This window comes from Flavobacterium hiemivividum, from assembly GCF_004349145.1.
Lineage (GTDB): Bacteria > Bacteroidota > Bacteroidia > Flavobacteriales > Flavobacteriaceae > Flavobacterium > Flavobacterium hiemivividum.
Window position 1 is genome coordinate 209,729 of record NZ_SMFO01000002.1, and the last position, 25,754, is coordinate 235,482.

Genomic DNA, 25,754 nt, shown 5'->3' on the forward strand with positions numbered 1-25,754 from the left:
AAAGGACAACAACATGGAACTTATTTTAAAACAAGACGTTCAAAACGTAGGATTTAAAGATGATATCGTAACTGTAAAAAACGGATACGGTCGTAACTTTTTAATTCCACAAGGATTTGCTCAATTAGCTACTTCTTCTGCAAAGAAAGTATTAGCTGAAAACTTGAAACAAAGAGCACATAAAGAAGCTAAAGTTGTAGCAGATGCACAAGCAACTGCTGAAGCTTTAAAAGCTATCGAAATTAAAATTACAGCAAAAGCTGGTGGTGAAAAATTATTCGGTTCAATCACGAATATTGACATCGCTGATGCATTAGCAAAAGGTGGTCAAGCAATTGACAGAAAATTCATCACTAGCGGTATCGTTAAACGTACTGGTAAATATACAGCTAATGTACGTTTACACAGAGATGTAATTATCGAATTACCTTATGAAATTGTTGCAGAATAATTTCAATTGTTAAACAATTTGTTTACAATATTTAAAAATCACTCTTCGGAGTGATTTTTTTTTTGCCTTCTTTTTGATATAAAAAAGAATCCTTTCGTGTAAGCCGAGAAATAATTAATTGTTTCTTGTTTTGAACCTGGAGAAATCAGCTATTTTTTGATTAAAAATTATAAATTTGCTACAGAGTAAAAATAATAGAAACTTTGTGCCTTCCGAAAACTATCGGAAGTGCCTTTGTAGAAAAACAAATTTCATGAAATATACAAGATTAACAAAAGAGCAATTTGACGAATTAAATCAAGAATTCAGTACTTTTTTAGCTACCCAAACTATTGATAAGGCTGAATGGGACACTATTAAAGCAGAGAAACCAGAAGTAGCCGAGCAGGAACTTGATGTGTTTTCTGACCTGGTATGGGAAGGAGTTTTGACTAGAGCTGAATATTTAGAGCATTTTTCGAAAAATCATATTTTTCTTTTTCAGAGTTTCGATACTCATGTGCAATCTATAGTTCTAAAATCATTAGTTCCAGAAGTTGATTTTTTAACAAAAGATGGATTGCAATGGCTTAGTGACAATATGTTTACAGATACAATCGAAATGAAAGTAGGTAAAAAAGAGTTTACAGAAGAGCGTAATACTTCTCTTTTTGCTTTAATACAGCAAGGTGCTTTCTTAAGTGACGGTCAATTATACAAGCAAATTAATTCAATTATTGAAGGGTAAATATTCACTATATTTATTTTAAATTGGTTATTTTAGTACGCGATTATCAAATACTAAAATAGCCAATTTTTTTTCTATGGATGTTCAAAATACGATTCTAAAATTAAGGGAAGAATTAGATCAATACAATTACAATTATTATGTATTGGACGAACCCACTATATCGGATTATGAATTTGATATAAAACTTAAAGAACTTCAAGATTTAGAAAATACACATCCTGAATATTTTGATGAAAATTCTCCTACGCAACGTGTTGGAGGTGCAATTACTAAAAATTTTAAAACAGTTCCCCACGAGTACAGGATGTATTCTTTAGATAATTCCTATTCTAAAGAAGATTTAATCGATTGGGAAAAACGTGTACAGAAAGTTTTGGGCGAGGTACCATTAGAATATACTTGTGAATTAAAATATGATGGCGCATCAATTAGTATTACTTATGAGAATGGAAAACTAAAAAAAGCCGTTACCAGAGGAGATGGCTTTCAAGGTGATGATGTTACTAATAATATCAAAACGATAAAGTCAGTTCCGCTACGTTTAAAGGGTAATTTTCCTGCTAAATTTGATATTCGTGGCGAAATTATTTTGCCGTTTGCTGGATTCGAAAAAATGAATCAGGACTTAATTGAAATTGGAGAAACACCTTATTCAAATCCTAGGAACACAGCCTCTGGAAGTTTAAAACTTCAGGATAGCGCTGAAGTTGCTAAAAGACCTTTAGATTGTCTGTTGTACTTTCTAATTGGAAATAATCTACCATTTAAATCTCAGTTCGATGGCCTGGTAACGGCCCGAAAATGGGGTTTTAAAGTTCCCAAAGAAGCCAAGTTAGCTCGTAACTTAGAAGAAGTTTTCGAGTTTATAGACTATTGGGATGCGCACAGACATAATCTTCCGTATGAAACGGATGGAGTGGTCGTGAAAGTGAATAACTTTCAGCATCAGGAGGAATTAGGTTATACTGCTAAATCTCCGCGTTGGGCGATTGCCTACAAATTTAAATCAGAACAAGTTTCGACCAAGCTAAATTCGATTTCGTATCAGGTGGGAAGGACAGGTGCAATTACGCCAGTCGCTAACTTGGAAGCGGTACAACTAGCGGGAACTATTGTAAAGCGAGCTTCGCTACACAATGCTGACCAAATTGAGAAGCTTGATATTCGGGTAAACGATACAGTTTTTGTAGAAAAAGGAGGAGAGATTATTCCGAAAATTATTGCTGTAGATTTAAGTATGCGCCCTGAGAATTCAGAACCTACCATATACATTACGCATTGTCCAGAATGTGAATCATTATTGGTTCGAAATGAAGGTGAAGCGAATCATTATTGTCCTAATTTTTATGGCTGCCCTCCACAGATTATTGGAAGAATCCAACATTATATTTCCAGAAAAGCAATGGATATTGAAGGACTTGGGGGCGAAACAGTAGCACTACTTTTTAATAATGGATTAGTTCATAATTACGCCGATTTATATGAATTGAATGTAGCACAAATTCTTCCACTGGAAAGAATGGCGCAGAAGTCAGCCGAAAATTTGGTTAATGGCGTCCAAAATTCAAAAGGCATTCCTTTTGAGCGTGTTTTATATGCGCTAGGAATTCGATTCGTTGGTGAAACTGTAGCCAAAAAATTAGCTAAACATTATAAAAACATTGAAGCGTTAAGTTTGGCTACGTTGATGGATTTAATTTTGGTTGATGAAATTGGGGAGCGGATTGCACAAAGTGTCATTGAATTTTTCGATAATGAACAAAATATAATTATTGTTGACAGATTAAAAAGTTACGGAGTTCAGTTTGAAATTGTTGAAAAATCAAACCCAAATGCAACCGACAAGCTTAGCGGGAAGACTTTTGTCGTTTCTGGTGTTTTCGAAAAATTCTCCAGAGATGATTTAAAGAAAGCGATCGAAGACAATGGAGGAAAGGTAGGGAGCTCAATTTCTGCAAAAACTAATTACATAGTTGCTGGAGATAATATGGGACCGGCAAAATTAGAAAAGGCTGGAAAACTCAATATTCCAATCATTTCTGAAATTGAATTTATGAAGTTGCTAGAATAACTTTAAAAGCATAACAGATGTTTGGACTTAAGAATGAAAATACTCGTGGAAAACGATTGACAATACTATTTTATAGTATTGCGCTAATTGAAGTAATTACAGAATTGCTTTCGGATATAGTATTGGTATTTATTTTTAAACCTTTATTGTCTATTGGAATTATGGTCCTGTATTGGAATGCATCTAAGGAAAGAAATCGCACTTTTTTTGTTGTGCTTTTTTTGTCGATGGTTACTAATATTCTTTTTATTCCTGGGACCGAGAATTTATTGTTTATGGGGCTAATCGTTTTTTTAGCACATAGGTTACTGCTAATTTCTTATGTAGTGCAGCTAATAAAACTCAAGGATTATTTCCCTTTATTTATTGCTGTTTTGCCTTTTTTATTTATTTTTTCTTATTTATTGTCGATTTCGACAGAAATACAAATGAAGAGTTATTTTGTATTAATAATTCAAAATGTCTTGATTTCGGTTATTGGCGGACTTGCATTGTCTCAATATGCGATGAATTATAATAAAATGAATTCCTGGTTGTTAATTTTTGGATTGCTGTCTGTAACGCAGTATTTTATTGTTTTTATTGAGAAATATTACCTTTCGAATATAGCGCCAATAGCGTTTAGGCCATTGGCGATGCTATTGAATGCCAGTGTTTATTATGTGTTTTACCGCTTTGTGATAGACGCAGAAAAAGTAAATGCTGAATCGGTGATTTTGTTAGACAACGATTGATCTTCCTTCGTGTGTTTTATTTTTATTTGAATCAAAAAACACATCAATTCGACCAAGGTTTATTCCGTAACATCCTACTTGATTTACTAGAACTTCTTTGTTATCAAGGTTTTTGACAATTGTTGGTTTGTTTAAAAATGTATGAGTATGTCCACCAATAATCATATCGATATCCTTTGTTAGTGCAGCTAATTTTAAGTCGCAAATCTTTTCTGGTTCATTTCTATAGTTGTACCCTATGTGGGATAGACATATCACTAAGTCACAATTTTCTTCTTTTTTCAAAATACGTACCATGTCCTGGCTTATTTCTACAGGGTCATTGTAAACTGTTTCTCCATACATATTTTTGTCAACTAGGCCATTTAATTCCACGCCTAATCCAAAAACGCCAACTTTAATTCCGTTTTTATTGAAGATTTTATAAGGTTTTACAAAACCGTCCATAAGCGTGTTCTTGAAATCATAATTCGAAGAAATGAATTCGAAACTAGCATGTGGTAACTGCGCATAAAGACCTTCGATACCGTTGTCAAAATCATGATTCCCTATCGTTGCGGCATCATAGCGCATCATACTCATCAATTTAAACTCCAGTTCTCCGCCATAATAGTTAAAATAAGGAGTTCCTTGGAAAATATCACCAGCGTCCAGCAGTAATACATTCGGGTTTTCTTTTCTAACGGCTTCTATTATTTCGGCTCTTCTAGCAACACCACCCATATTTGGATTCCTTGGATGATCTGCAGGAAAAGGATCAATATAACTGTGAACGTCATTTGTGTGTAAAATGGTAAGTTGTTTTATTTTCGAGGATTCAAAACTACTTAATGACAAACCCAAACCTACAAAAGCAGTTCCAGCGGCTGTTTTCTCTATAAAATCTCTTCTTTTCATCAATTTATTTTTTTTGGAGCTATTTCCCGCTCCCGAAGCTTCGGGAGATTACAATCTTTTTATCTCGTTCTAAAAACGAGATAGAAAGGATTTTCATTTCTATCGGGGCTAGTCGTTATGGTATTAAACCACTTTTATTAATACTAATTATTCTTCTGTAATTCGAATATCAGTTGGTACGGGAATCGTATCAACGTCTTTAAAATAGTCGATCAGTATATCGCGAAGTTTATAATTCAAATCATATTTTTGAACACCTTTAGAAAAGAAAGTCATATTGTCTCCTCCGTTTGCTAAATAATCATTGGTAGCAACATAATAAATTGTCTCAAGATTAAGTGCTTTGCCTTGTACCTGAATACTTTTTGGTGTGCCATTTTTGTCAATCGTAAAAGACATTCCAGATAGAGGATGTGGTTTTTTATCGGCAATAAAATAATTTACTAACTCTGTGATTTGTTCGCCTTTTAAAGCAATGACAACAAGACTGTTTTCAAAAGGCATGATTTCAAAAGCAGTTCGGGCAGTAACATCTCCTTTTGGAAGTACTGAGCGAATTCCGCCACTGTTGAGCATGCATATATCAATGTTTTTGTTTTCTCTACTTTTAAATACGCGGTTCCCTTGGCTTCTCGTAACGTCAGACTGAAGGTTACCAATTTTAGTTTGCCATTTCCCTGAACTTTTATCTAGCGTTTCCGGACAATAGGCTAAGACGGTGTTTAGATCTTTATTTATGTGTTCCCTATAAGGTTTGATAAAAGCATCAATTTCAGAGCTTTGATTGGTTGTGTTTACTATAGGAACTAGTTTTCCTTCAATAGTAGTAACATGAAGAACTTGTTTACTGCACGAAAGCGCAGAAAATAATGTTAAGAATATAACAAAAAGTTTTAAAAACCCGTTATACTTTTTTAGATTTACCATTTAAAATGAGACTTTATTAATTAATTTTGTTATCCAGTAAAATTAGTATGTTTTTAAGTTATATAAAAGGTTTTTTCGTAAAAAGGAAGTTGAAAAATATTTTTTATGATGTAAAAAGTAGTACGTTTTCTGGTGCTATAAAAACGGTGGGACTAATTATTGATGAAAGTCATTTTTTAGAGAGAAATTCTTTGATGAAAGAGTTGGTCGAAAACGGAATTTTAGAAGAAAACATTACAATTATTACTTACAAGAACAGCGTAAGTAAAAGTGGTACGACAGCTGATTTTAGTTCGAAGGATTTGAAATCAAATTTTGAAATAACCAATGCAGCTGTAAATGATTTTATCAGCCAGGATTTTGATGTATTGATTAGTTATTATGAGGTAGATAGACCAATTTTAATGTTGATCACTCATTGTTCTATTGCTAAACTCAAAGTAGGATTTGCATCAATTGATAAAAGGTTGAATCACCTAATAATAGATACCACTGCTGAAAAAAATGAGGTTTTTACAAATGAGTTGTTCAAATATTTAAAAAGAATCAAACAAAATTAATTTAATATAATCATGCAAGCATTAATAGGAACTGGTGTTGCCCTTGTGACTCCCTTTAAAGAAGATTTTTCAATTGATACGGAAGCATTGTGTAGAATTGTAGAATATTCAATAGCCGGGGGAATTGAATATCTTGTAGTTCTAGGAACAACAGCAGAGAACGCCACACTTTCTGAGGCAGAAAAAGAGGTGGTTATTAAAACAGTAGTGGACTGCAATAATGGACGCTTACCATTAGTCTTAGGAGTAGGAGGAAACGATACTAGAAAGATTGTTGAAGAGTTAAGAACTAGAGATTTATCTGCTTTTATTGCGATACTTTCAGTTTCTCCATTTTATAATAAACCTACACAGGAAGGAATATATCAACATTTTAAAGCGATTTCTGAAGCCTCTCCAATTCCTGTGATAATATACAATGTTCCTGGGAGAACGTCAAGTAATATGTTGCCAAAAGCAGTTTTGCGATTGGCAAATGATTTTAAAAATATTGTAGCTGTTAAAGAAGCTGCTGGAGATATCGTTCAAGCGATGCAAATATTGAAGGATAAACCAAGCGATTTTCTAGTGCTTTCAGGAGATGACATGATTGCTTTACCAATGGTTCTTGCGGGAGGTTCAGGCGTGATTTCAGTAATAGGACAAGGTTTTCCGAAAGAATTTTCTGAAATGATTCGTTTAGGATTGGATCGCAAAGTAGAGGAAGCATATAAATTGCAGTATCTTTTATCTGATTCTATTGATATGATTTTTGAACAAGGAAACCCTGCTGGAATTAAGCAAGTGTTTGATTCATTGGGTATAGCAGAAAGTTTTGTGCGTTTACCATTAGTTCAGGTTGATGAATCCTTAGCTCAGAGAATCGATGATTTTGTTAAAAAATTATCAAATTAGATATACTAAGTACCGCTTACTTATTAAGCAAAGAAATATTTTGTAGTAGCTAAATTAATAACTAAATTTGCCACCGAAACTTCGGTATGATTTTTTGTGGGTTTGAGTAACCCATAGAATAAATAAAAAAAATTAAATGAAAAAAATTGTATCTCTATTGCTTCTTACTGTTCTTTTTGCTTCTTGTAACGAATACCAAAAAGCACTGAAAAATGATGATGTAGCCGCGAAATTTGAAATGGGTACAAAACTTTATGAAGCTGGGAAATATAGTAAAGCAATACGACTTTTTGAACAAATAGCACCTGCTTACAGAGGGAAACCGCAAGCAGAAAAGTTGTTTTACATGTTTGCACAATCTTATTACAAAACAAAACAATATTATTTAGCTGGTTATCAGTTTGAAAGTTTCGTTTCAGGATATCCAAAAAGTGAAAAAATACAGGAAGCTGCGTATTTAGGACCTAAAAGTTACTCTATGTTGTCACCAGTTTACAGCTTAGATCAAACGGATACTTTTAAAGCAATTGATAAATTACAGGCTTTTATTGATACTTATCCTAACTCTGAGTATTTGCCTGAGGCTAATGCAACAGTGCGTGCTTTAAGTGAAAAAATCGAAAAGAAAGTATTTGAAAATGCTAAAGGATACAACACAATATTAGATTACAAGTCAGCAATTGTCGCTTTAGATAATTTTATAGCTGATTATCCTGGAACTCCTTATAAAGAAGATGCTTTATTTTATAAGTTTGATTCTGCTTACCAACTAGGAATCAATAGTGTTGAATATAAGATGGAAGAACGTTTGAATGTTGCAAAAACAGCACATACAAATTTGATGAAATTTAACGCTGATACAAAATACAAAAAAGTAGCTAACGAAATGCTAGCTAGAGTTGAACAAGATTTACAAAAATTTTCTAAATAAATAAAGTCATGGATTTAAAAAAGACGAATGCTCCGGTAAATACAATAACCTATAATAAAACTGTTATTGAAGAACCTACTGGAAATGTGTATGAGGCGATAACCATTATGGCTAAAAGAGCAAATCAAATCAATTCTGAAATTAAAAAAGAATTGACTGAGAAACTAGAAGAGTTTGCTACATATAATGATAGTCTTGAAGAAGTTTTTGAAAACAAAGAACAAATTGAGGTTTCTAAATTCTATGAAAAATTACCAAAGCCACATGCTTTAGCAGTTCAAGAATGGTTAGATGGTAAAATTTATCACAGAGATTCAAATAAATAAAAGTGCAATGTCAGTTTTAAGCGGAAAAAAGGTTTTACTAGGAATTTCTGGTGGAATTGCCGCCTATAAAACAGCGTCATTAGTACGACTTTTCATAAAAGCAGGTGCACATGTCCAAGTGATAATGACACCTGCTTCTAAGGATTTTGTAACTCCTCTTACATTATCCACCTTATCTAAAAACCCGGTTCATTCCACGTTCTTTAATCAAGATGAAGAAAACGAAAAATGGAATAATCATGTTGAGTTAGGGCTTTGGGCAGATCTTATGGTTATTGCTCCCGCTACTGCAAATACCTTGTCTAAGATGGCAAACGGTAGTTGCGACAATCTTTTGATCGCTACCTATTTATCTGCCAAATGTCCTGTGTATTTTGCACCAGCAATGGATTTAGATATGTATATTCATCCCTCTACAGTAGCTAGTTTTAAAGCTTTAAAAGAATTTGGAAATAACATAATTCCTGCCGAAAGCGGGGAACTTGCCAGTGGTCTTTCTGGCGAAGGAAGAATGGCTGAACCTTCAACTATTATTCGTTTCTTGGAAGCTGATTTAGAAAGTAAATTACCCCTCAAAGGAAAAAAAATACTAATTACTGCCGGTCCTACATACGAAGCAATAGATCCTGTACGTTTTATAGGAAACCATTCTTCGGGTAAGATGGGATTTGATATTGCTAAAAGTGCTGCTAACTTAGGCGCTTCAGTTATTTTAGTAGCTGGTCCAACACATTTTAAGGTAGATCATTCTTTAATTAAAGTGATAAATGTTGTTTCTGCTCAGGAAATGTATGAAGCCTGTCATCAGTATTTTGGAGAGGTAGATGTTGCTATAGCGGCTGCTGCTGTAGCTGATTACCGACCAAAAAATGTGGCTACTCAAAAAATTAAAAAGGCCGCAGATAATTTTGTTATTGAGCTCGAAAAGACAAAGGATATCCTAGCTTCGCTTGGAGATAGAAAGAAAAATCAGTTTTTAATTGGTTTCGCTCTAGAAACTGAAAATGAAATTGAAAATGCAAAGGGGAAAATCCAGAAAAAAAACTTAGATTTGATTGTTTTAAATTCTTTACAAGATCAAGGTGCAGGTTTTGGAAAATCAACTAACAAAGTTACCTTTATTGATAAGGATTTTAATATCGAACCGATGGAACTGAAATCGAAAGAAGCCGTTGCTGACGATATATTAAATAAAGTAATTGCGAAATTTAATGAATAAGATAATTACCTTTTTATTACTACTTTCAGTTGGGCTTACTCAAGCGCAACAGCTTAATTGTACTGTGACGGTAAATTCAGATAAATTAAGCAATGCTAATCAGCAGGTTTTTAAAACTCTGGAGACATCGTTAAATGAGTTTGTAAATAAAACAGATTGGGCAGGACAGTCATTGAAACAGAGCGAAAAAATTAGTTGTTCGATGTATATTACTATTGAATCAAATAATTCAGATCAGTTTACGGCGACCTTACAAGTACAATCTTCAAGACCTATTTACAATTCCTCTTATTCATCACCAGTTGTAAACTTCAATGACAAAGATTTTAGTTTTAGATATACTGAGTTTGAGAATCTTCTTTTTAATCCTACTTCCTTTGAGTCAAATCTCGTTTCTGTGATTTCTTTTTATAGCTATATTATTTTAGGAATGGATCAAGACACCTTCGTTTTTGAATCTGGAGATTCTAATTTTGAAGTTGCACAAAATATTTCAAACTTAGCGCAACAAAGTGGTTACAAAGGTTGGAGTCAGTCAGATGGAAACCAAAATCGTTATTTTCTTATTAATGATTTGTTATCCGGATCATTTTCAACAGTACGAAAATCGTCTGTAGACTATCATTTAGGCTTAGATCTTATGTCAAAAGATTTAAAATTGGCCAAAGAAAAAATAAAGGGAACTTTATTAGATTTAGGTAAATTTAACTCATCTAAACCCAACGCTTTTTTGACACGTATCTTTTTCGATGCCAAATCAGATGAAATTCTCTCTGTTTTTTCAGGCGGACCCAGCAGTAATATCTCGGATTTAATTGAGAGTTTGAATAAAACATCGCCATTGAACTCCAGTAAATGGGAAATGATTAAATACTAAATTTATTAGCTTTTTTACAATAAATTTAAATCTTCATAATAAAACACACCAGAAATGATAACCACGCTATCGATAAAAAACTATGCATTAATAGAAAAATTAAGTATAGATTTTTCAAAAGGATTTTCAATTATTACGGGAGAAACAGGTGCTGGAAAATCGATTATTTTAGGAGCTCTAGGCTTGGTTTTAGGAAAAAGAGCCGACTTGACTTCTTTAAAAAATAAGGAGGAAAAGTGTATTATTGAAGCTCATTTTGAAATATCAAAATACAATTTATCCCCTTTTTTCGATAGTAATGAATTAGATTATGAAGACGATACTATTGTAAGACGCGAAATTCTTCCTTCGGGAAAGTCGAGAGCTTTTATCAATGACAGTCCTGTGAATTTACAAGTTTTACAAGAGCTGAGCTTGTTTTTGATAGACATTCATTCGCAACAGCAAACAAGAGAACTCTCTGATGAGAATGTGCAGTTTGATATCATTGACGCTATTGCGGGAAATTCAGAAAGTATTCAAGAATACCAAGCACTTCTTAAAAGCTATAAAACCGATAAAACCAAGTTAAATTCGCTTATAAAAAAACAAGGGGAATCGTTAAAAGAGCAAGAGTACCATAGTTTTTTACTAAATGAACTAGTTGAAGCAAATTTAAAATCAGGAGAGCAAGAAGTTCTTGAAGATGATTTCGAAAAGTTAAATAACGTAGAGATTATCAAGGAATCTCTTGATAAATCGTTGGCTGTTGCCAATGAAGAACAAATAGGAGTTTTATATAATTTAAAAGAAATAAAAGGTTCGTTACAAAAAATCGCCTCTTTTTCGACAGACTATAATGCGCTATTAGAAAGAATCACAAGTGTCGCTATAGAGTTTGATGACATTTCAGATGAACTGAGTCGCTGTTCAGATAAACTTATTAATGATCCAGCACAATTAGATTTTATTGGTCAGAAGTTACAGCTTATTTATAATTTGCAAAAGAAACATCAGGTTTCGACTGTCGATGAATTATTAGAAATCCAAACTCAATTAGAAAATTCAGTTTTTGAACTTGGTAATTTAGAAGGAGAAATAGAAAAATTGACACTTGCAATTCAAGAAAAAGCTACATTATTAGATAGTCAGGCGATGCTTATTCATAATAAAAGAGTGGAAGCAGTTCCTGTTTTATCTCAAAAAATGATTACTATATTAGCGACCTTAGGAATGCCTAATGTTCGTTTTGATATTCAACTAATAGAATCTGCTAATTACTATAATAATGGTAAGGATGAAATTCAGTTTTTATTTTCGGCCAATAAAGGAACAGACTTTGGTATACTGAAGAAAGTTGCTTCTGGAGGTGAAATGTCTAGAATAATGCTTGCTGTAAAAGCAATATTAGCACAATATTCGAAGCTTCCAACATTGATTTTTGACGAAATTGACACTGGTGTTTCTGGAGAAATCGCCATCAAAATGGGCGAAATCATGAAAGAAATGAGTCAAACCATGCAAATTTTTGCAATTACACATTTACCACAAATAGCAGCAAAAGGAAACGCACATTTTAAGGTTTCGAAATCAACGGTAGGCGAAGACACGCAGTCTGAGTTAAAATTACTGTCAGAGGAAGATCGAATCATTGAAATCGCCCAAATGCTGTCTGGAGCAGTAGTCTCAGATTCTGCTCTAAATCACGCTAAAGCCTTGCTGAACTAGTTTTTTGGGTTATATTTGCCCTCTTTAGTTAGAAGTAGAATAATTTTCATAAAAAATAGAAATAGTAAATCAACGATTAAACGATATAAAAAATGATCATAGAACCAAGAATGAGAGGATTTATTTGTTTGACATCTCACCCAGATGGATGCGAGCAAAACGTAAAAAATCAAATTGAGTATGTAAAATCAAAAGGTGCTATTGCTGGTGCTAAAAAAGTATTAGTAATTGGTGCTTCAACAGGATTTGGATTAGCGTCAAGAATTTCTAGTGCTTTTGGATCTGATGCTGCAACTATTGGAGTATTTTTTGAAAAACCACCAAGTGAAGGAAAAACTGCTTCTCCAGGTTGGTACAACTCTGCTGCTTTCGAAAAAGAAGCGCATAAAGCAGGTTTGTATGCTAAAAGTATTAACGGAGATGCTTTTTCGAATGAAATAAAAAAACAAACATTAGATCTTATAAAAGCGGATTTAGGACAGGTAGATTTAATTATCTATAGCTTGGCTTCGCCAGTTCGTATGCATCCAGTTACTGGAGTTTTGCACCGTTCAGTTTTGAAACCTATTGGAGATAAATTTACTAATAAAACTGTTGATTTCCATTCAGGGAAGGTGTCAGAAATTTCGATTGAACCGTCATCTGGTGATGATATTGAAAATACTGTTGCTGTAATGGGAGGTGAAGACTGGAAAATGTGGATCGACGCTTTAAAATTAGAAAATCTATTGGCTCCAGGTGCAACAACAGTTGCTTATTCTTACATTGGCCCATCTTTGACTGAAGCGGTTTATAGAAAAGGAACAATTGGTCGTGCTAAAGATCACCTTGAAGCGACTGCATTTACTATCACTGACAGTCTTGGTGACATTGACGGGAAAGCTTATGTTTCTGTAAATAAAGCCTTAGTAACACAAGCAAGTTCAGCGATTCCAGTGATACCTTTGTATATTTCTTTATTGTATAAAATAATGAAAGATGAAGGGATTCATGAAGGTTGTATCGAACAAATTCAACGTTTGTATGCGGATAGATTATTTACTGGAAAAGAAGTCCCAACGGATGAAAAAGGAAGAATTCGTGTTGACGATTGGGAAATGCGTGCTGATGTTCAAGAAAAAATAGGCCAACTATGGCAAGAAGCAACTACCGAGAATCTTGCTGAACTAGGAGATTTAGAAGGATACAGAAGTGATTTTCACAATCTTTTCGGATTTGGACTTGAAGGAGTAGATTACAAAGCAGATACAAATGAAATGGTAGGAGTAGAGAGTATCAAATAATTCTTTTCTTTAATTGTAATATAACACCTTATTTTATGCGGTTCATGCCAATTAAAATAAGGTTTTTTTTTGGTTTTAGGAGCTTCACGATTTAGAATTTTGATGAATTATAATCGCGCCATTCGCTGTATTCCCGCTAAATAAAAACTACGGCTAAAAAAGCCTTGTTTTTCTAAATCGGGAGATGCCGCTGCTGTCACGGCTAAAGAGAGGTTATGTGCTATTTAACTTTTGAAAATACTGGAATCAAAAATTACCACAATATTGTCATTCCGGCGAAAGAGGAATCCTAGCTAAAGATGTAGTTTGATGAAATTCCTCCTCTGTACTAATAAAAAACTTATTGCTTGTTTTTTAGCTTAAAAATTTCATAGTAATTTTTAAGCTAAAATAATATTATCTACATCTCATTGCGTTAGAATACGGTTTTTGCTAATTATAAAGTGGACTACTTTAGTAGAATCTCCTTTTTAATATAATTTTAGCTATTAATTTTATATCAATTGCTTACTTTAGTTCGATTGTTAACGCAAGGGGATTTTCGAAACAGAAGATGCTCATATTGTGTTGTAACTCATAAAAATTATATAATGAAAAATCGACTATTATTACTTTTACTATTATTGGCGACTTTTGCCCATGCACAAACAGAACTTACAAGTTTAAAACTAGCCGAAATAAAAGTTCAAGTAGATAAACAAACGGTTAAATTCAGAGATTCTTTGACAAAAGTGAATGACGGTACTGATCTTAAATTAGATATAGAATTTAAAACAGACCTGTACCGGGTTGAAAAATTAGCAGATAAGAAAGTTGCGATTGATTATACCACTTCAGGAATGACCAACGCTATTGTTGAACTCAATAATGATTACGACAAATTACTGAATAAGTATTATGCCATTTTGATAAAAAAACTAGTACCGAAGGATCAAGAAAAATTAAAAGTAGCGCAAAGAAATTGGATTAAGTTTAGAGATAGTGAAATTCAGCTTATCGGAATTGTTTCTAAAACAGAATATTCTGGAGGAGGATCCATTCAAAGTAATATTATGGCGGGTAGAATAAGTGATTTAACAAAAAATCGATTGTATAGTATTAAAGAGCATCTCAATCAATTTCTAGATTAGATTCGAAAGTAAATTCGAGCAAATTAGTTAAGGATTTTGAAAGTAATAAAAATGTTGGAATAACAAGAAGAGGCTTACTTTAATTATATAACGAACCATCAATTAGTAGTTGATGGTTTTTTTATTGAGATAGTATATCTTTGTCGAAAAATTCCCTTATTACAGTAATTAATCCCAGTATAGAAATATGTTTTTTTCTTTAATTATTCCAGTATACAATAGACCTGAGGAAGTAGATGAACTATTAGAAAGTTTATCAAAATCAGCATATAATGAAGATTTTGAAGTTGTGATTATAGAAGACGGCTCTTCAGTGAAGTGTGAGGATGTTGTAAAAAAATACGACAGTAAATTAACTATTGCCTATTATTATAAAGACAATTCAGGACCTGGTGATTCCAGAAACTACGGAATGAAAAAGGCCAAAGGTGATTACTTTATTATTTTTGATTCTGATTGTATTATTCCAACCCAATATCTTCTTGAAGTTGATAAAGCTTTAAAACTAAATTATGTAGATTGCTTCGGTGGTCCTGATCGGGCTCTTGATAGTTTTTCAGATATTCAAAAGGCAATCAACTTTGCGATGACTTCATTTCTTACAACTGGTGGAATAAGAGGCGGTTCTGAAAAAATTGATAAGTTCCAACCTAGAAGTTTTAATATGGGATTGTCTAGAAAAGCATTTGAAGCATCAAATGGCTTTGGAAACATCCATCCCGGTGAAGATCCAGACCTATCAATCCGATTGTGGAATTTAGGTTTTGAAACCAAACTCTTTCCTGATGCGTATGTTTATCATAAAAGAAGGATTGATTGGGACAAGTTTTCCATACAAGTAAATAAATTTGGTAAAGCCAGACCGATACTTAACAGTTGGTATCCGCAGTACAATAAAATCACTTTCTTTTTTCCGTCTGTTTTTATTATTGGATTTGCGGTCGCAGTGCTGTCTCTGATTTTCAATTTTGACGCATTGCTTAAATTGTATTTTATTTATTTTTTGGTACTATTTTTGGTGTCAACTTATCAGAATAAAAGTATTAAAATTGGCTATTTATCAGTAGTAGCTGTTTGGAAACAATTTTATGGTTACGGAATAGGTTTTATAGAATCATTTGTAAAAATTATTATTCTAAAACAAAAACCACAAGTAGCTTTTCCTGAATTATTTTTTAAAGTTTAAGTATGACTAGAATTATAGGATTGACTGGAGGTATCGGAAGTGGAAAGACTACAATAGCAAATCATTTTAAAACTTTAGGAATTCCTGTTTACATAGCAGATGATGAAGCTCGAAAAATTATGCAAACTTCAGTAGTAATCGATGCTATTAAGAAGACATTTGGTGAGACACTTTTTGAAGGAGAAGTATTAAAAAGAGATAAGCTTGCTCAAATAGTGTTTAACGACCCCGAAAAACTGCAGCAACTCAATGAGATTGTTCATCCGGAGGTAAAACGACATTTTAAACAATGGCTTTTAGAACACAAGGCGTTTCCAATCGTAGTTTATGAAGCCGCTATATTATTTGAGAGCGGAAGTTACAAAGATTTCGATGTAATTATTACCGTTACAGCCCCTTTAGAATCAAGGATTCAAAGGGTAATGACGCGCGATAAAACTTCAAGAGAGCAAGTTTTAGGTAGAATAAATTCACAATGGACTGATGAACAGCGCGTTTCAAAAAGTGACTATGTGATCGAAAATATTGAAATTGAAAATGCTAAAAGAGAAACAGAAAATATTCTTAAAATTTTGAGGATTAAACAAAATGAGTATTAGATGTTAATGTTTGGTTAATACATTATCATTCATATTGTTAAAATGTTAATTTTGAACCGATGAATAAACTTTTTTTTAGATTACTGGTTTTATTGATGAGTTTATCCTTAATAGGGATAATTCTAGTTCAGGTGTATTGGTTTAATACATCATTTAAAAATAATGATGAACAATTTAAATTTCACGTAACACAAGTTATTGGTAACGTTGCTGATAAGCTTCAAAAACAAGAAGCGTATAGTTTTTATGACAAATACAATCGCATAAAAGATAGTACTGGGAAAACACCAAGAAAAGAAGATTTAACAGAGTTTTATTACGTACAAAGAAATACGAAAACAAATAAAACTATTGTCTATTCAAATAGTGTTATTTCTGAGGATTACGACATTTCATCTTCATTATTTAATAAAAAGTTTAATAATGAAAAGTTTAAAAATTTTAGTTCTAAACGAGTAACTGAGGTTTATAACAATAATACAGTTGATAAATCAAGTTTGTCTAATAATCTACTTCCTGATGTAACGGTTGAAAAATCAGGTAATCTAGATGTTTTGGATAAAGTACAATTTGAAATCTCTTACAAGGATATTGCCGCGGCAATGCCATTAAATGAAAGAGTTTCTAAAGAGGAACTTCAAAAATTAATAAAAAAGGAATTAGAAGAATACGGTGTAAATACAAAATTTGAATTCGGAATTTACAGTAATGGTATTGCTACAAACGTAAAATCTCCTGAATTTAAATACGATAAAGAATTAACCTATTCTATACCTATTTATACTGATAACGAAGGAAATGAAAAATACAAGTTATTAGTTAGTTTTCCGCACAAGAAAAAGTTCTTATTGTCTGAATTGATTAGTATAACTGTTTTATCGATCATTTTCACGTTAATTATTATTGTGGCTTATACAAGTGCTTTAAATCAATTGATACGCCAACGTCAAATTTCTGAAATCAAAACTGATTTTATTAATAATATGACGCATGAGTTTAAAACACCTATCGCTACCATTAATTTAGCTCTAGATGCGATTAAAAACCCAAAGATAATTGATGATAAAGAAAAGGTTTTCAAATACCTGCAGATGATTCGAGACGAAAATAAACGGATGCATGCCCAAGTTGAAAATGTTTTACGAATTTCTAAACTCGAGAAAAAAGAGCTCGATATAGATAAGGAATCGAGTAATGTTGAAGAGGTGATTCTTGACGCTATAGAACACGTTAATTTAATTCTAGAGGATAGAGAAGGACAGATAAAGACTCATTTTGATGCTAGCAGAAAGACAGCATTAATGAATGACGTACATTTTACAAATGTGATTGTAAATGTATTAGAAAATGCTATTAAATACTCTCCGGATGTACCTGATATTGATGTGTATACAGAAAACATTAAAGATATGATCCTTATTAAAGTAAAGGATAAAGGATTAGGAATGAGTAAGGTAGCTCAAAAAAGAGTTTTTGAAAAATTCTATCGAGAACATACCGGAAATATACATAATGTAAAAGGGCACGGTTTAGGATTGGCTTACGTTAAAAGAATTGTAGAAGACCATAACGGTCAGATATATGTAGAAAGTGAGAAGGGAAAAGGAAGTACCTTCATTATAAAATTACCTTTAATAAATTAAGATACCACTAATATAATAGAAAATGGAAAATATAAATAAAAAAATACTTTTAGTAGAAGACGACCTTAATTTTGGTGCGGTACTTAAAGATTATTTAATGTTAAATGATTTTGAAGTTACTTTAGCTAAAAACGGTATGGAAGGGTTTGAAAAATTCAAGAAAGATACGTATGACTTATGTATTCTTGATGTCATGATGCCATACAAAGACGGATATACATTAGCGAAGGAAATAAGAGAGAAAAATAGCGAAGTACCTATTATTTTCCTTACGGCAAAATCGATGAAAGAAGACGTTTTGAAAGGTTATAAAGCAGGAGCTGATGATTATTTGAACAAGCCTTTTGATTCAGAAGTACTTTTGATGAAGATAAAAGCGATCATTCAAAGAAAATCTTCTGATTCTAAAACAGAACAAGTTCAACATGAATTCAATATTGGGAAGTTTCACCTTAATTCTAAATTGAGATTTTTAACTTTCGACAATCAAGAACCAATAAAACTGTCTCCAAAAGAGAATGAGTTATTAAAAATGTTGATTCTTCATGAAAATGATTTAATGCCAAGAGAATTAGCCTTGACAAAAATATGGAGAGATGATAATTATTTCACCTCTAGAAGTATGGACGTCTACATCGCTAAATTAAGAAAGTATCTTAAATTAGATGAAGATGTTGAAATTCTAAACATTCATGGTGAAGGATTTAGACTTGTTGTTAAGAACAAAGTAGAGAAATAAAATAATAAAGGCTTCGAGAAATCGGAGCTTTTTTTTTGGGGAGTTTTGTCGAAATTTTATTCTTTATTGCCAATTCAGTTGTAAAGCAAAGCAGTTTTTGTTCTCTTTTGTTATACTAAAGGTAGTGGATTCTTCACATAGATTCTCATGAATAATAACGGTGTCATTTAAGGAAAGTTCCTTCATGAAATTCATTTCAAAACTGCTCATCTTTTGATTGAGAATCAATTTATCGTCCACATGATCTAAGCACCATTCTAGGTATTTTACATTGTTGACGTGATTGACAATATCCAAATCAGATAAATAGACTACTTTTTCAAAAACAACTTCCTTCTCTGGATTAACCGTTATTTTGGAAAAACTTTCTTGCGTAGGGTTTCTTTCGGGATAGAGTTCGAAATGTTGATAGGGCAACGCCAATGCTTCTGGACGTCGTTTCTCCGTATTAAAAACGGCCCAGAAAGTTTCTGAACCTACTATTTTAACGCCATTTAAATGCATTTCTAAGGCACGTACAGAACGGGAGTTTTCTAGTGTGTTTATCCATGTTGTTACCGTTACAACGTCTCTCCATTTCGGAAGCGCGCTAATCTCAACACGCATTCTGCTTAATACCCAGGCTTGGTCGAATTCCTGCATATCAGAAAAACTGATGCCACCCATATCTGAGTGTGCCGCAGCTGTTAATTGCAAAATATTGCACAAGTCAGTGTATTTTAAATAGCCATTTGGCATGCATTGCGTGAAATTGATTTCCCATTCCTTACTTAAAATTGAAGTGAAATTTGGAGATATTGGCATGAAGATTTAAGATTTATGATTAACGATTTAGGATTTTTGATTTTTTAAGAAGGGATGAAATAAGTGTATATTTATCACTACCGAAATCAATATAAGAAATCCTAAAAAGAAGTAATTTTTTTGTATAAATTTTTAAAAGAAGGTTGTGAAATTTTCATTTATAGACCTATATAATATAGCATAACTAAATATGTTGTAAAAAGTAAAAATAAAATTTTACTGATTACTTTCAAAACTTTCAATGATCTAATTTTTTGGAGTTGACGTAATCGATAATTTTTGAATATGGTGTTTCAAAATGGAACCATTTTGTGTTTTCCTCTCTTTTGAACCAAGTGAGTTGGCGTTTGGCAAAACGTCGTGTGTTTTTCTTGATTTCTTCGATGGCAAATTCTAAGCTAAAATCGCCGTCTAGATAACTGAAGAGCTCTCGATAACCTACTGTTTGCAAGGCGTTCAGTTCTCTGTTTATGTACAATCCTTTGGCCTCTGCCAATAAACCTTCGTTTATCATGATATCAACCCGTTGGTTGATTCGGTTGTACATTAAACTTCTTTCAGCTTCAAGACCAATGAGAATAGGAGTGAAGCTACGTTCGTTCTTTTTCTGGTTTAAAAACGAGGAATATGGCTGTCCTGAGCCAATGCAAACTTCTACAAAACGCATCATGCGTTGTGGGTTTTGCAGAGTTTGTGGATTCTCATTTGTAATTTTATCGAAATATGCTAAATCGAGCGCTTTTAATTGCTCTTGTAAATAGATGATGCCTAATTTTTCATATTGCGCATTTACAGCTTCTCTTACTGAAGGATCAATTTCGGGAAAATCGTCAAATCCTTTTAAAATAGCATTAACATATAAACCAGAACCGCCTACTAGTACTACGTAGTCATTTGTCAGGAATAATTCCTCCATTTTTTTAATAGCTTCTTTTTCAAAATCACCTACACTGTAGTTTTCGAATATCGATTTGTTCTGAATAAAATGATGCGGAGCGGCAGCTAATTCGGTTGTTGATGGTACGGCAGTTCCAATTGTCATTTCCTTAAAAAATTGACGGCTGTCACAGGAAATGATTTCGCATTTATAATGATTAGCCAAGATTATACTCAAGGCTGTTTTTCCTATAGCTGTAGGTCCGACGATGGTAATTAGATGTTTCATATTTATTTTTAGCCCAGATAGCAACGTAAACCCCGGACGACTGCAAGTTAGTATTTCTAGATGTAAAAGAGCGCCTTAAGAAGCTCCTTTTATGTCTTAGAAATACAATTTCCAGGCGGAGGAGTTGTAGTGAATAGCTGGAAATAGCTTCATAAATTAGTCAGTGGTAAAGGAATGTCCGCAATGAGGGCAATAATTAGCATCCTCAGGATGATCTTCGTTACCGCAAGCGCTGCATGGTTTTTTTGGCTTTAAAGCAAGGTTCTGCGCACTTTTCGCTATCTCGGCAGTTACAATTCCAGTTGGTACGGCAATGATTCCGTAACCTAAAATCATTACTAGAGAGGCGATAAATTGCCCTAATGGTGTAGCAGGGGAAATATCTCCATATCCAACGGTGGTTAAGGTCACGATTGTCCAATAGATACTAACAGGAATACTAGTAAATCCATTTTCTCGACCTTCTACAAGGAACATTATTGAGCCAATTAATATGGTGCTGATAAGAACAAAGTAGATAAAAACGATTATTTTCCCTCTACTGGCTTTAACAGCTTGGTTGAGTTGTGTGGATTGAGTTATAAACTTTGGATGGTTTAATATTTTGAATAATCGCAATAAACGTAAAGAACGAATGACAGTGAGAACACTTGTTCCCACAACGAAAAACGAGAGATACATAGGGAGAATTGCAAGTAAATCGATAATACCGTAAAAGCTAAATATGTATTTCCAAGGCTTATTAATCGAAATGATTCTAAGCAGGTATTCCAGCGTAAATAATCCAGTGATAATCCATTCAAGTAATACTAAGGTACGATGGTACTTGGTGTCAAATCCACTAACGGTTTCCATCATCACTAAAAGGACACTCAGTACAATAAGACCTAGCAGAATTAAATCGAATAACCGACCCGCTTTTGTTCCAGTACCATGGATTATGATATTAACTTTTTGTCTAAAACGTTCGTATTTTGATTTTATATCAGGCATAAGAAAGCGTAGTATTTGGAATTGAATTTTAGAAATTAATGATTTTAAATCCTTTGTTTTTTCTAATATGCCCCTGAATAATTGTACGTGTATCTCGATTATTTTGCATTGGAACGATAATGTTTTTCAGGATTTCGATATTATTGATCTGATAATTTAAATCGTAAAAAACATAGCCTTTGTAAATACCGTTTTCGACTAAAACGGCACTGCGTTCATTGACAGTTCGCCCTTTTTCAACGATAATCATGTTTGTGTGTTCAAAACTATTTTTAGCAATGAGTGCTGTTACTCTTGAATTGTATTCTACTGTCGAGATGGTGCCCACACATGCGCCATCACATTCTTTTATTTTATATTGAAAACAAGCTGCTTTTGTCTGATATAATCCAGTATATTTTTGACATAAATTAAATTCCTCAGTGATTCTGAATAAAATATTTTTACCTTCTTGTAAGCTGGTGAACGAAGTGATTTCTTTTTTTCTACCGTCAGCTTTTTGTATCTTTAAGTTTAAATAGCCGTTTTCGTCCATTTCAGGATACAATGCCCATTGAAAAATACTTTTTCGTTGCGCTCGGTTATATTTTGGTTTGTTTTTCTTGATCTCTTCACTTTCCTTCAATAGTGCAATAAGCTCGCTCCCTGTTTCTTCATAAGTTACAGTGAAGACTTCCAGTTGGATTTTTTTAGCACTATTAGTAATTCCTGTGAAATGCTGGTTTACTCGTTTCTTGATGTTTTTACTCTTCCCTATATAAATAAGATCACCTTTTTCATTATGGATATAATAAACTCCCGTAGCATTAGGCAAGCCACTTAAAATATCAACTAATTTAGGAGCGATTCCTTTCTCGATTTTTAATCTAATGAAGTCTTTGACGATTTCTTTTTCAAGATCTTTATCCAATAACATTTTGAATAATTTTACTGTAGCCAAAGCATCGCCACTGGCTCGATGTCTATCAGCCATTGGAATTCCTAAGGCTCTTACAAGTTTTCCTAAGCTATGAGAAGGTTGTTCTGGTAGTAATCTTTTAGATAATTCAACGGTACAAAGTGTTCTTAAATTAAAATCATAGCCTAAGCGACGAAACTCTGTTCGTAATATTCGGTAATCGAAATCGGCATTGTGTGCTACAAGTACGCAATCATTTGTCATTTCGATGATTCGTTTTGCAACTTCAAAAAACTTGGGAGCCGACTGTAACATGGCGTTATTAATCCCAGTTAATTTTACTACAAAGGGTTGAATTGGAATCTCAGGGTTGACTAAACTTATGAATTGATCTACTATTTCATGACCATCATATTTGTATATGGCGATTTCAGTAATTCCTTCTTCATTGAATTGTCCTCCGGTGGTTTCTATGTCTAGTATTGCGTACATTGTCAATATCAATTTCAATTTCAAAAATCAATGTCAATATCAAACTCAATTTTATAAATCAATACCAATTCCTAAGGATTAAAAATTGTGATTGCTATTGTAATTGTTATTGAAAAAACATTGACATTACGATCGAATTATTTTTTATTATTAATCATTTTTGAAGTGATTGCGATGAGTTCTTCAACTTCGGTCAAAAGCCACTTCTTTTCTTCTGAATCGCCTGCTTTTATATAATCAAGAACTTTTAAAGAATTTCGAGATTCTTTCAATTCCTTTACCGTTAATGAGGCTTTAAAAACAAAATCTTTGCTAGTTAGCATGCCTTGAGCTTCTCCATAATTTAATGCAGCACTTCCTGAAGATCTTATAAGTTGGTTTTTATAATATTCGATTTCGTATGATTTTTCTAATTTTCTAACAAAGAAAATACATTCGCCAGCAAATCGAACCAAACGATCTTCAAAATTATATATTTTATCAAAATTAGGTTCGTCAACTTCCATTGTTAATTATATTTTTTTGAATTTCAATTGTCATAGCCATTTCCATTACCATTGCCATTGAAATTGCCATTGCTATTTCATCTCCCCCCAAATATACTACTTCCTATGCGAATCATCGTGCTTCCGCATTCGATAGCCAGCTTATAATCGCCAGACATTCCCATGGAGAGCGTACTAAATTGACAGTTTTCAGAATGATGCGATTGTAATTTATCAAAAATTGATTTCAAATACAAAAACTCCTTTTTTATTTGATCTTGGTTCTCTGTAAATGTGGCCATTCCCATTAATCCTGTGATTCGTATGTTTTTCATTTCCGCAAATTCAGGTGAAGCGAGAATAGCATGTAGTTCGTCTTCATCGAGACCAAATTTTGTTTCTTCCTCCGCAATATGCATTTGTAGTAAGCAATCAATAATTCTATTGTTTTTTAAAGCTTGCTTATTAATTTCATTGAGTAATTTAAAACTGTCTACTCCATGAATCAAGCTGACAAATTCAGCCATAAATTTAACCTTATTTGTCTGAACATGACCTATCATGTGCCATTGAATATCTTTTGGCATTTGTTCCCATTTTTCAGTCATCTCCTGAATTTTGTTTTCACCAAAAATACGTTGACCCGCATCATAAGCTTCCATTAAATCTGGAATAGGTTTAGTTTTTGAAACAGCAACCAGCGTTAGCTGCTCTGCTAAGGTATTTTTTATCGAAAGTAAATTTTCAGCTATTGACATAGAGAGGGTTTTTATATATAAACTCTTTTTATCGAAATAAAGTTCATAGATGATTATGCGTTATTAGATTTAGACTTAAAACAAGTCTTTTTTTTGGGTATAATTTGAACAATATTCACCTAAGCTATAATATTGTAACTGTTAGTAGTTAAAAGAATATATCGAACTATAGAAATGATTTTTTTCAATTCGAAAGTAACAACTTTGTGAAAAGTGTTATCATTGATAGAATACTCCGCTCTAAAAGGAATAATTCTGGAAATTATTTATTGTTTTAAGTTGGTAGTCGCACTATTCAATAGAAACTACGACTACCAACTTTTACTTTACGCAAACTGTTTAGAGATTTTCTCTGCTTTTTTGCTCTCTGAATAATCGTAGAATCCTTCACCAGATTTCACTCCTAATTTTCCGGCGCGAACCATATTAACTAGTAGTGGGCAAGGAGCGTATTTTGGGTTTTTGAATCCGTCATACATTACGTTTAGAATGGCAAGACACACATCAAGACCTATGAAATCAGCTAATTGCAATGGTCCCATAGGATGGCCCATTCCTAGTTTCATTACCGTGTCAATCTCATATACACCAGCTACTTTATTGTATAATGTTTCGATAGCTTCATTGATCATTGGCATCAAAATTCTATTAGCAACAAAACCAGGGTAATCATTGACTTCGACTGGTGTCTTTCCTAATTTTTCTGAAAGCGTCATAATAGTTTTCGTCACTTCATCACTGGTGTTGTATCCACGGATGATTTCGACTAATTTCATGATAGGCACTGGATTCATAAAGTGCATACCAATAACGCGTTCGGGATGTGAAACTACCGCTCCAATTTGAGTTATAGAAATCGAAGATGTATTTGTTGCTAATATCGTATTGTGAGAACAAGCCTCATTCAATTGTTTGAAAATATTTAGCTTTAATTCTACATTCTCCGTTGCAGCTTCTACCACTAAATCCACACCTACAACTCCGTCTTTAATATCAGTGTAGGTAATTATATTTGTGATCGTTTTTACTTTGTCTTCTTGGGTAATGACTCCTTTTGAAATCATTCTATCTAAATTGGCAGCAATTGTCGCCATTCCTTTATCTAAAGATTTTTCAGATAAATCAATTAATTTTACTGTAAAACCACTTTGGGCAAATGTATGGGCAATTCCATTTCCCATTGTTCCTGCACCGATTACTGCTATTATTTTCATTTATTGTATATTTAATTCTAAAGTTTTCTCGTTTAACTTTT

At 33.0% G+C, this 25,754-nt stretch carries 26 protein-coding genes; 17 read left to right on the forward strand and 9 right to left on the reverse strand.

The genetic code is table 11. The features are described from left to right. Positions 1–13 precede the first annotated feature (13 nt). The 4 genes from rplI to E0F98_RS04935 all read left to right on the forward strand — a co-directional run bounded on the left by rplI (position 14) and on the right by E0F98_RS04935 (position 3,986). Entirely contained in the window at positions 14–451 is a 438-nt protein-coding gene (gene rplI / locus E0F98_RS04920; RefSeq protein WP_132109500.1) for a 50S ribosomal protein L9, read from the forward strand. Between the two features lie 253 nt (positions 452–704). After that, entirely contained in the window at positions 705–1,178 is a 474-nt protein-coding gene (locus tag E0F98_RS04925) for a DUF6495 family protein (RefSeq protein ID WP_132109501.1), read from the forward strand. A gap of 76 nt (positions 1,179–1,254) precedes the next feature. Beyond that, on the forward strand, positions 1,255–3,252 hold the full coding sequence (gene ligA, locus E0F98_RS04930) for an NAD-dependent DNA ligase LigA (protein ID WP_132109502.1): 1,998 nt from the start codon (positions 1,255–1,257) through the stop codon (positions 3,250–3,252). 17 nt (positions 3,253–3,269) lie between these two features. After that, positions 3,270–3,986: a hypothetical protein gene (locus E0F98_RS04935; RefSeq protein ID WP_132109503.1), complete on the forward strand. Its 717-nt coding sequence runs from the start codon at positions 3,270–3,272 to the stop codon at positions 3,984–3,986. Here E0F98_RS04935 and E0F98_RS04940 read toward each other — a convergent pair. Both E0F98_RS04940 and E0F98_RS04945 read right to left on the reverse strand, forming a co-directional pair. Next, a complete protein-coding gene (locus E0F98_RS04940) occupies positions 3,972–4,883 on the reverse strand; it encodes a bifunctional metallophosphatase/5'-nucleotidase (protein ID WP_132109504.1) in 912 nt (303 codons plus the stop codon). The genes E0F98_RS04935 and E0F98_RS04940 overlap by 15 nt on opposite strands. Positions 4,884–5,030: 147 nt before the next feature. After that, positions 5,031–5,810 (reverse strand): 5'-nucleotidase C-terminal domain-containing protein, encoded by a 780-nt coding sequence (locus tag E0F98_RS04945; RefSeq protein WP_132109505.1) that lies wholly within the window; start codon positions 5,808–5,810, stop codon positions 5,031–5,033. Between the two features lie 47 nt (positions 5,811–5,857). On the opposite strand from E0F98_RS04945, the gene E0F98_RS04950 reads away from it, so the two are divergent. The 13 genes from E0F98_RS04950 to E0F98_RS05010 all read left to right on the forward strand — a co-directional run bounded on the left by E0F98_RS04950 (position 5,858) and on the right by E0F98_RS05010 (position 18,904). Next, positions 5,858–6,370 (forward strand): DUF6913 domain-containing protein, encoded by a 513-nt coding sequence (locus tag E0F98_RS04950; RefSeq protein WP_132109506.1) that lies wholly within the window; start codon positions 5,858–5,860, stop codon positions 6,368–6,370. Between the two features lie 12 nt (positions 6,371–6,382). Continuing rightward, the gene (gene dapA / locus E0F98_RS04955; RefSeq protein WP_132109507.1) at positions 6,383–7,264 is read left to right on the forward strand and encodes a 4-hydroxy-tetrahydrodipicolinate synthase; all 882 of its coding nucleotides are present in this window, start codon (positions 6,383–6,385) and stop codon (positions 7,262–7,264) included. Positions 7,265–7,400: 136 nt separating this feature from the next. Further along, the gene (locus tag E0F98_RS04960) at positions 7,401–8,195 is read left to right on the forward strand and encodes an outer membrane protein assembly factor BamD (RefSeq protein ID WP_132109508.1); all 795 of its coding nucleotides are present in this window, start codon (positions 7,401–7,403) and stop codon (positions 8,193–8,195) included. A gap of 8 nt (positions 8,196–8,203) precedes the next feature. After that, positions 8,204–8,521 carry a DNA-directed RNA polymerase subunit omega gene (locus tag E0F98_RS04965; protein ID WP_026709525.1) on the forward strand — a complete coding sequence of 106 codons (318 nt, stop codon included), beginning with the start codon at positions 8,204–8,206 and terminating at the stop codon, positions 8,519–8,521. A 7-nt stretch (positions 8,522–8,528) separates the two neighbouring features. Next, entirely contained in the window at positions 8,529–9,740 is a 1,212-nt protein-coding gene (gene coaBC, locus E0F98_RS04970; protein WP_132109509.1) for a bifunctional phosphopantothenoylcysteine decarboxylase/phosphopantothenate--cysteine ligase CoaBC, read from the forward strand. After that, a complete protein-coding gene (gene porD / locus E0F98_RS04975; RefSeq protein ID WP_132109510.1) occupies positions 9,733–10,617 on the forward strand; it encodes a type IX secretion system protein PorD in 885 nt (294 codons plus the stop codon). The genes coaBC and porD overlap by 8 nt, the downstream gene beginning before the upstream one ends. Before the next feature lie 54 nt (positions 10,618–10,671). Then, a complete protein-coding gene (recN, locus tag E0F98_RS04980) occupies positions 10,672–12,324 on the forward strand; it encodes a DNA repair protein RecN (RefSeq protein ID WP_132109511.1) in 1,653 nt (550 codons plus the stop codon). Positions 12,325–12,416: 92 nt separating this feature from the next. Continuing rightward, positions 12,417–13,607: an enoyl-ACP reductase FabV gene (gene fabV / locus E0F98_RS04985; protein WP_132109512.1), complete on the forward strand. Its 1,191-nt coding sequence runs from the start codon at positions 12,417–12,419 to the stop codon at positions 13,605–13,607. Between the two features lie 590 nt (positions 13,608–14,197). After that, entirely contained in the window at positions 14,198–14,737 is a 540-nt protein-coding gene (locus tag E0F98_RS04990; protein ID WP_132109513.1) for a lysozyme inhibitor LprI family protein, read from the forward strand. A 187-nt stretch (positions 14,738–14,924) separates the two neighbouring features. Beyond that, positions 14,925–15,923, forward strand: a complete 999-nt coding sequence (locus E0F98_RS04995; RefSeq protein WP_132109514.1) for a glycosyltransferase — start codon at positions 14,925–14,927, stop codon at positions 15,921–15,923. A gap of 2 nt (positions 15,924–15,925) precedes the next feature. Further along, positions 15,926–16,522 carry a dephospho-CoA kinase gene (coaE, locus tag E0F98_RS05000; RefSeq protein WP_132109515.1) on the forward strand — a complete coding sequence of 199 codons (597 nt, stop codon included), beginning with the start codon at positions 15,926–15,928 and terminating at the stop codon, positions 16,520–16,522. A 59-nt stretch (positions 16,523–16,581) separates the two neighbouring features. Beyond that, complete coding sequence (locus E0F98_RS05005) at positions 16,582–18,165, forward strand: sensor histidine kinase (RefSeq protein ID WP_132109516.1); 1,584 nt, start codon at positions 16,582–16,584, stop codon at positions 18,163–18,165. A 22-nt stretch (positions 18,166–18,187) separates the two neighbouring features. Continuing rightward, positions 18,188–18,904: a response regulator transcription factor gene (locus E0F98_RS05010; protein WP_132109517.1), complete on the forward strand. Its 717-nt coding sequence runs from the start codon at positions 18,188–18,190 to the stop codon at positions 18,902–18,904. Positions 18,905–18,967: 63 nt separating this feature from the next. On the opposite strand, the gene E0F98_RS05015 is transcribed toward E0F98_RS05010, so the two are convergent. The 7 genes from E0F98_RS05015 to E0F98_RS05045 all read right to left on the reverse strand — a co-directional run bounded on the left by E0F98_RS05015 (position 18,968) and on the right by E0F98_RS05045 (position 25,713). Then, positions 18,968–19,708: an acyl-[acyl-carrier-protein] thioesterase gene (locus E0F98_RS05015; protein WP_132109518.1), complete on the reverse strand. Its 741-nt coding sequence runs from the start codon at positions 19,706–19,708 to the stop codon at positions 18,968–18,970. Between the two features lie 238 nt (positions 19,709–19,946). After that, on the reverse strand, positions 19,947–20,873 hold the full coding sequence (miaA, locus tag E0F98_RS05020) for a tRNA (adenosine(37)-N6)-dimethylallyltransferase MiaA (RefSeq protein ID WP_132109519.1): 927 nt from the start codon (positions 20,871–20,873) through the stop codon (positions 19,947–19,949). A 156-nt stretch (positions 20,874–21,029) separates the two neighbouring features. Beyond that, positions 21,030–21,866 (reverse strand): ion transporter, encoded by an 837-nt coding sequence (locus E0F98_RS05025; RefSeq protein ID WP_132109520.1) that lies wholly within the window; start codon positions 21,864–21,866, stop codon positions 21,030–21,032. A 28-nt stretch (positions 21,867–21,894) separates the two neighbouring features. Continuing rightward, positions 21,895–23,256, reverse strand: a complete 1,362-nt coding sequence (locus tag E0F98_RS05030; protein WP_132109521.1) for an exonuclease domain-containing protein — start codon at positions 23,254–23,256, stop codon at positions 21,895–21,897. A gap of 137 nt (positions 23,257–23,393) precedes the next feature. Beyond that, positions 23,394–23,762, reverse strand: a complete 369-nt coding sequence (locus E0F98_RS05035; RefSeq protein ID WP_132109522.1) for a four helix bundle protein — start codon at positions 23,760–23,762, stop codon at positions 23,394–23,396. 77 nt (positions 23,763–23,839) lie between these two features. Beyond that, positions 23,840–24,499 (reverse strand): YggS family pyridoxal phosphate-dependent enzyme, encoded by a 660-nt coding sequence (locus tag E0F98_RS05040; protein ID WP_132109523.1) that lies wholly within the window; start codon positions 24,497–24,499, stop codon positions 23,840–23,842. A gap of 326 nt (positions 24,500–24,825) precedes the next feature. Beyond that, positions 24,826–25,713 (reverse strand): 3-hydroxyacyl-CoA dehydrogenase family protein, encoded by an 888-nt coding sequence (locus tag E0F98_RS05045; protein WP_132109524.1) that lies wholly within the window; start codon positions 25,711–25,713, stop codon positions 24,826–24,828. Positions 25,714–25,754 lie beyond the last annotated feature (41 nt).

Bases quoted from the DNA above. Each gene is read 5' to 3' on its own strand.
- rplI (WP_132109500.1), top strand. From the start codon at position 14: ATGGAACTTATTTTAAAACAAGACGTTCAAAACGTAGGATTTAAAGAT.
- E0F98_RS04925 (WP_132109501.1), top strand. From the start codon at position 705: ATGAAATATACAAGATTAACAAAAGAGCAATTTGACGAATTAAATCAA.
- ligA (WP_132109502.1), top strand. From the start codon at position 1,255: ATGGATGTTCAAAATACGATTCTAAAATTAAGGGAAGAATTAGATCAA.
- E0F98_RS04935 (WP_132109503.1), top strand. From the start codon at position 3,270: ATGTTTGGACTTAAGAATGAAAATACTCGTGGAAAACGATTGACAATA.
- E0F98_RS04940 (WP_132109504.1), bottom strand. From the start codon at position 4,883: ATGAAAAGAAGAGATTTTATAGAGAAAACAGCCGCTGGAACTGCTTTT.
- E0F98_RS04945 (WP_132109505.1), bottom strand. From the start codon at position 5,810: ATGGTAAATCTAAAAAAGTATAACGGGTTTTTAAAACTTTTTGTTATA.
- E0F98_RS04950 (WP_132109506.1), top strand. From the start codon at position 5,858: ATGTTTTTAAGTTATATAAAAGGTTTTTTCGTAAAAAGGAAGTTGAAA.
- dapA (WP_132109507.1), top strand. From the start codon at position 6,383: ATGCAAGCATTAATAGGAACTGGTGTTGCCCTTGTGACTCCCTTTAAA.
- E0F98_RS04960 (WP_132109508.1), top strand. From the start codon at position 7,401: ATGAAAAAAATTGTATCTCTATTGCTTCTTACTGTTCTTTTTGCTTCT.
- E0F98_RS04965 (WP_026709525.1), top strand. From the start codon at position 8,204: ATGGATTTAAAAAAGACGAATGCTCCGGTAAATACAATAACCTATAAT.
- coaBC (WP_132109509.1), top strand. From the start codon at position 8,529: ATGTCAGTTTTAAGCGGAAAAAAGGTTTTACTAGGAATTTCTGGTGGA.
- porD (WP_132109510.1), top strand. From the start codon at position 9,733: ATGAATAAGATAATTACCTTTTTATTACTACTTTCAGTTGGGCTTACT.
- recN (WP_132109511.1), top strand. From the start codon at position 10,672: ATGATAACCACGCTATCGATAAAAAACTATGCATTAATAGAAAAATTA.
- fabV (WP_132109512.1), top strand. From the start codon at position 12,417: ATGATCATAGAACCAAGAATGAGAGGATTTATTTGTTTGACATCTCAC.
- E0F98_RS04990 (WP_132109513.1), top strand. From the start codon at position 14,198: ATGAAAAATCGACTATTATTACTTTTACTATTATTGGCGACTTTTGCC.
- E0F98_RS04995 (WP_132109514.1), top strand. From the start codon at position 14,925: ATGTTTTTTTCTTTAATTATTCCAGTATACAATAGACCTGAGGAAGTA.
- coaE (WP_132109515.1), top strand. From the start codon at position 15,926: ATGACTAGAATTATAGGATTGACTGGAGGTATCGGAAGTGGAAAGACT.
- E0F98_RS05005 (WP_132109516.1), top strand. From the start codon at position 16,582: ATGAATAAACTTTTTTTTAGATTACTGGTTTTATTGATGAGTTTATCC.
- E0F98_RS05010 (WP_132109517.1), top strand. From the start codon at position 18,188: ATGGAAAATATAAATAAAAAAATACTTTTAGTAGAAGACGACCTTAAT.
- E0F98_RS05015 (WP_132109518.1), bottom strand. From the start codon at position 19,708: ATGCCAATATCTCCAAATTTCACTTCAATTTTAAGTAAGGAATGGGAA.
- miaA (WP_132109519.1), bottom strand. From the start codon at position 20,873: ATGAAACATCTAATTACCATCGTCGGACCTACAGCTATAGGAAAAACA.
- E0F98_RS05025 (WP_132109520.1), bottom strand. From the start codon at position 21,866: ATGCCTGATATAAAATCAAAATACGAACGTTTTAGACAAAAAGTTAAT.
- E0F98_RS05030 (WP_132109521.1), bottom strand. From the start codon at position 23,256: ATGTACGCAATACTAGACATAGAAACCACCGGAGGACAATTCAATGAA.
- E0F98_RS05035 (WP_132109522.1), bottom strand. From the start codon at position 23,762: ATGGAAGTTGACGAACCTAATTTTGATAAAATATATAATTTTGAAGAT.
- E0F98_RS05040 (WP_132109523.1), bottom strand. From the start codon at position 24,499: ATGTCAATAGCTGAAAATTTACTTTCGATAAAAAATACCTTAGCAGAG.
- E0F98_RS05045 (WP_132109524.1), bottom strand. From the start codon at position 25,713: ATGAAAATAATAGCAGTAATCGGTGCAGGAACAATGGGAAATGGAATT.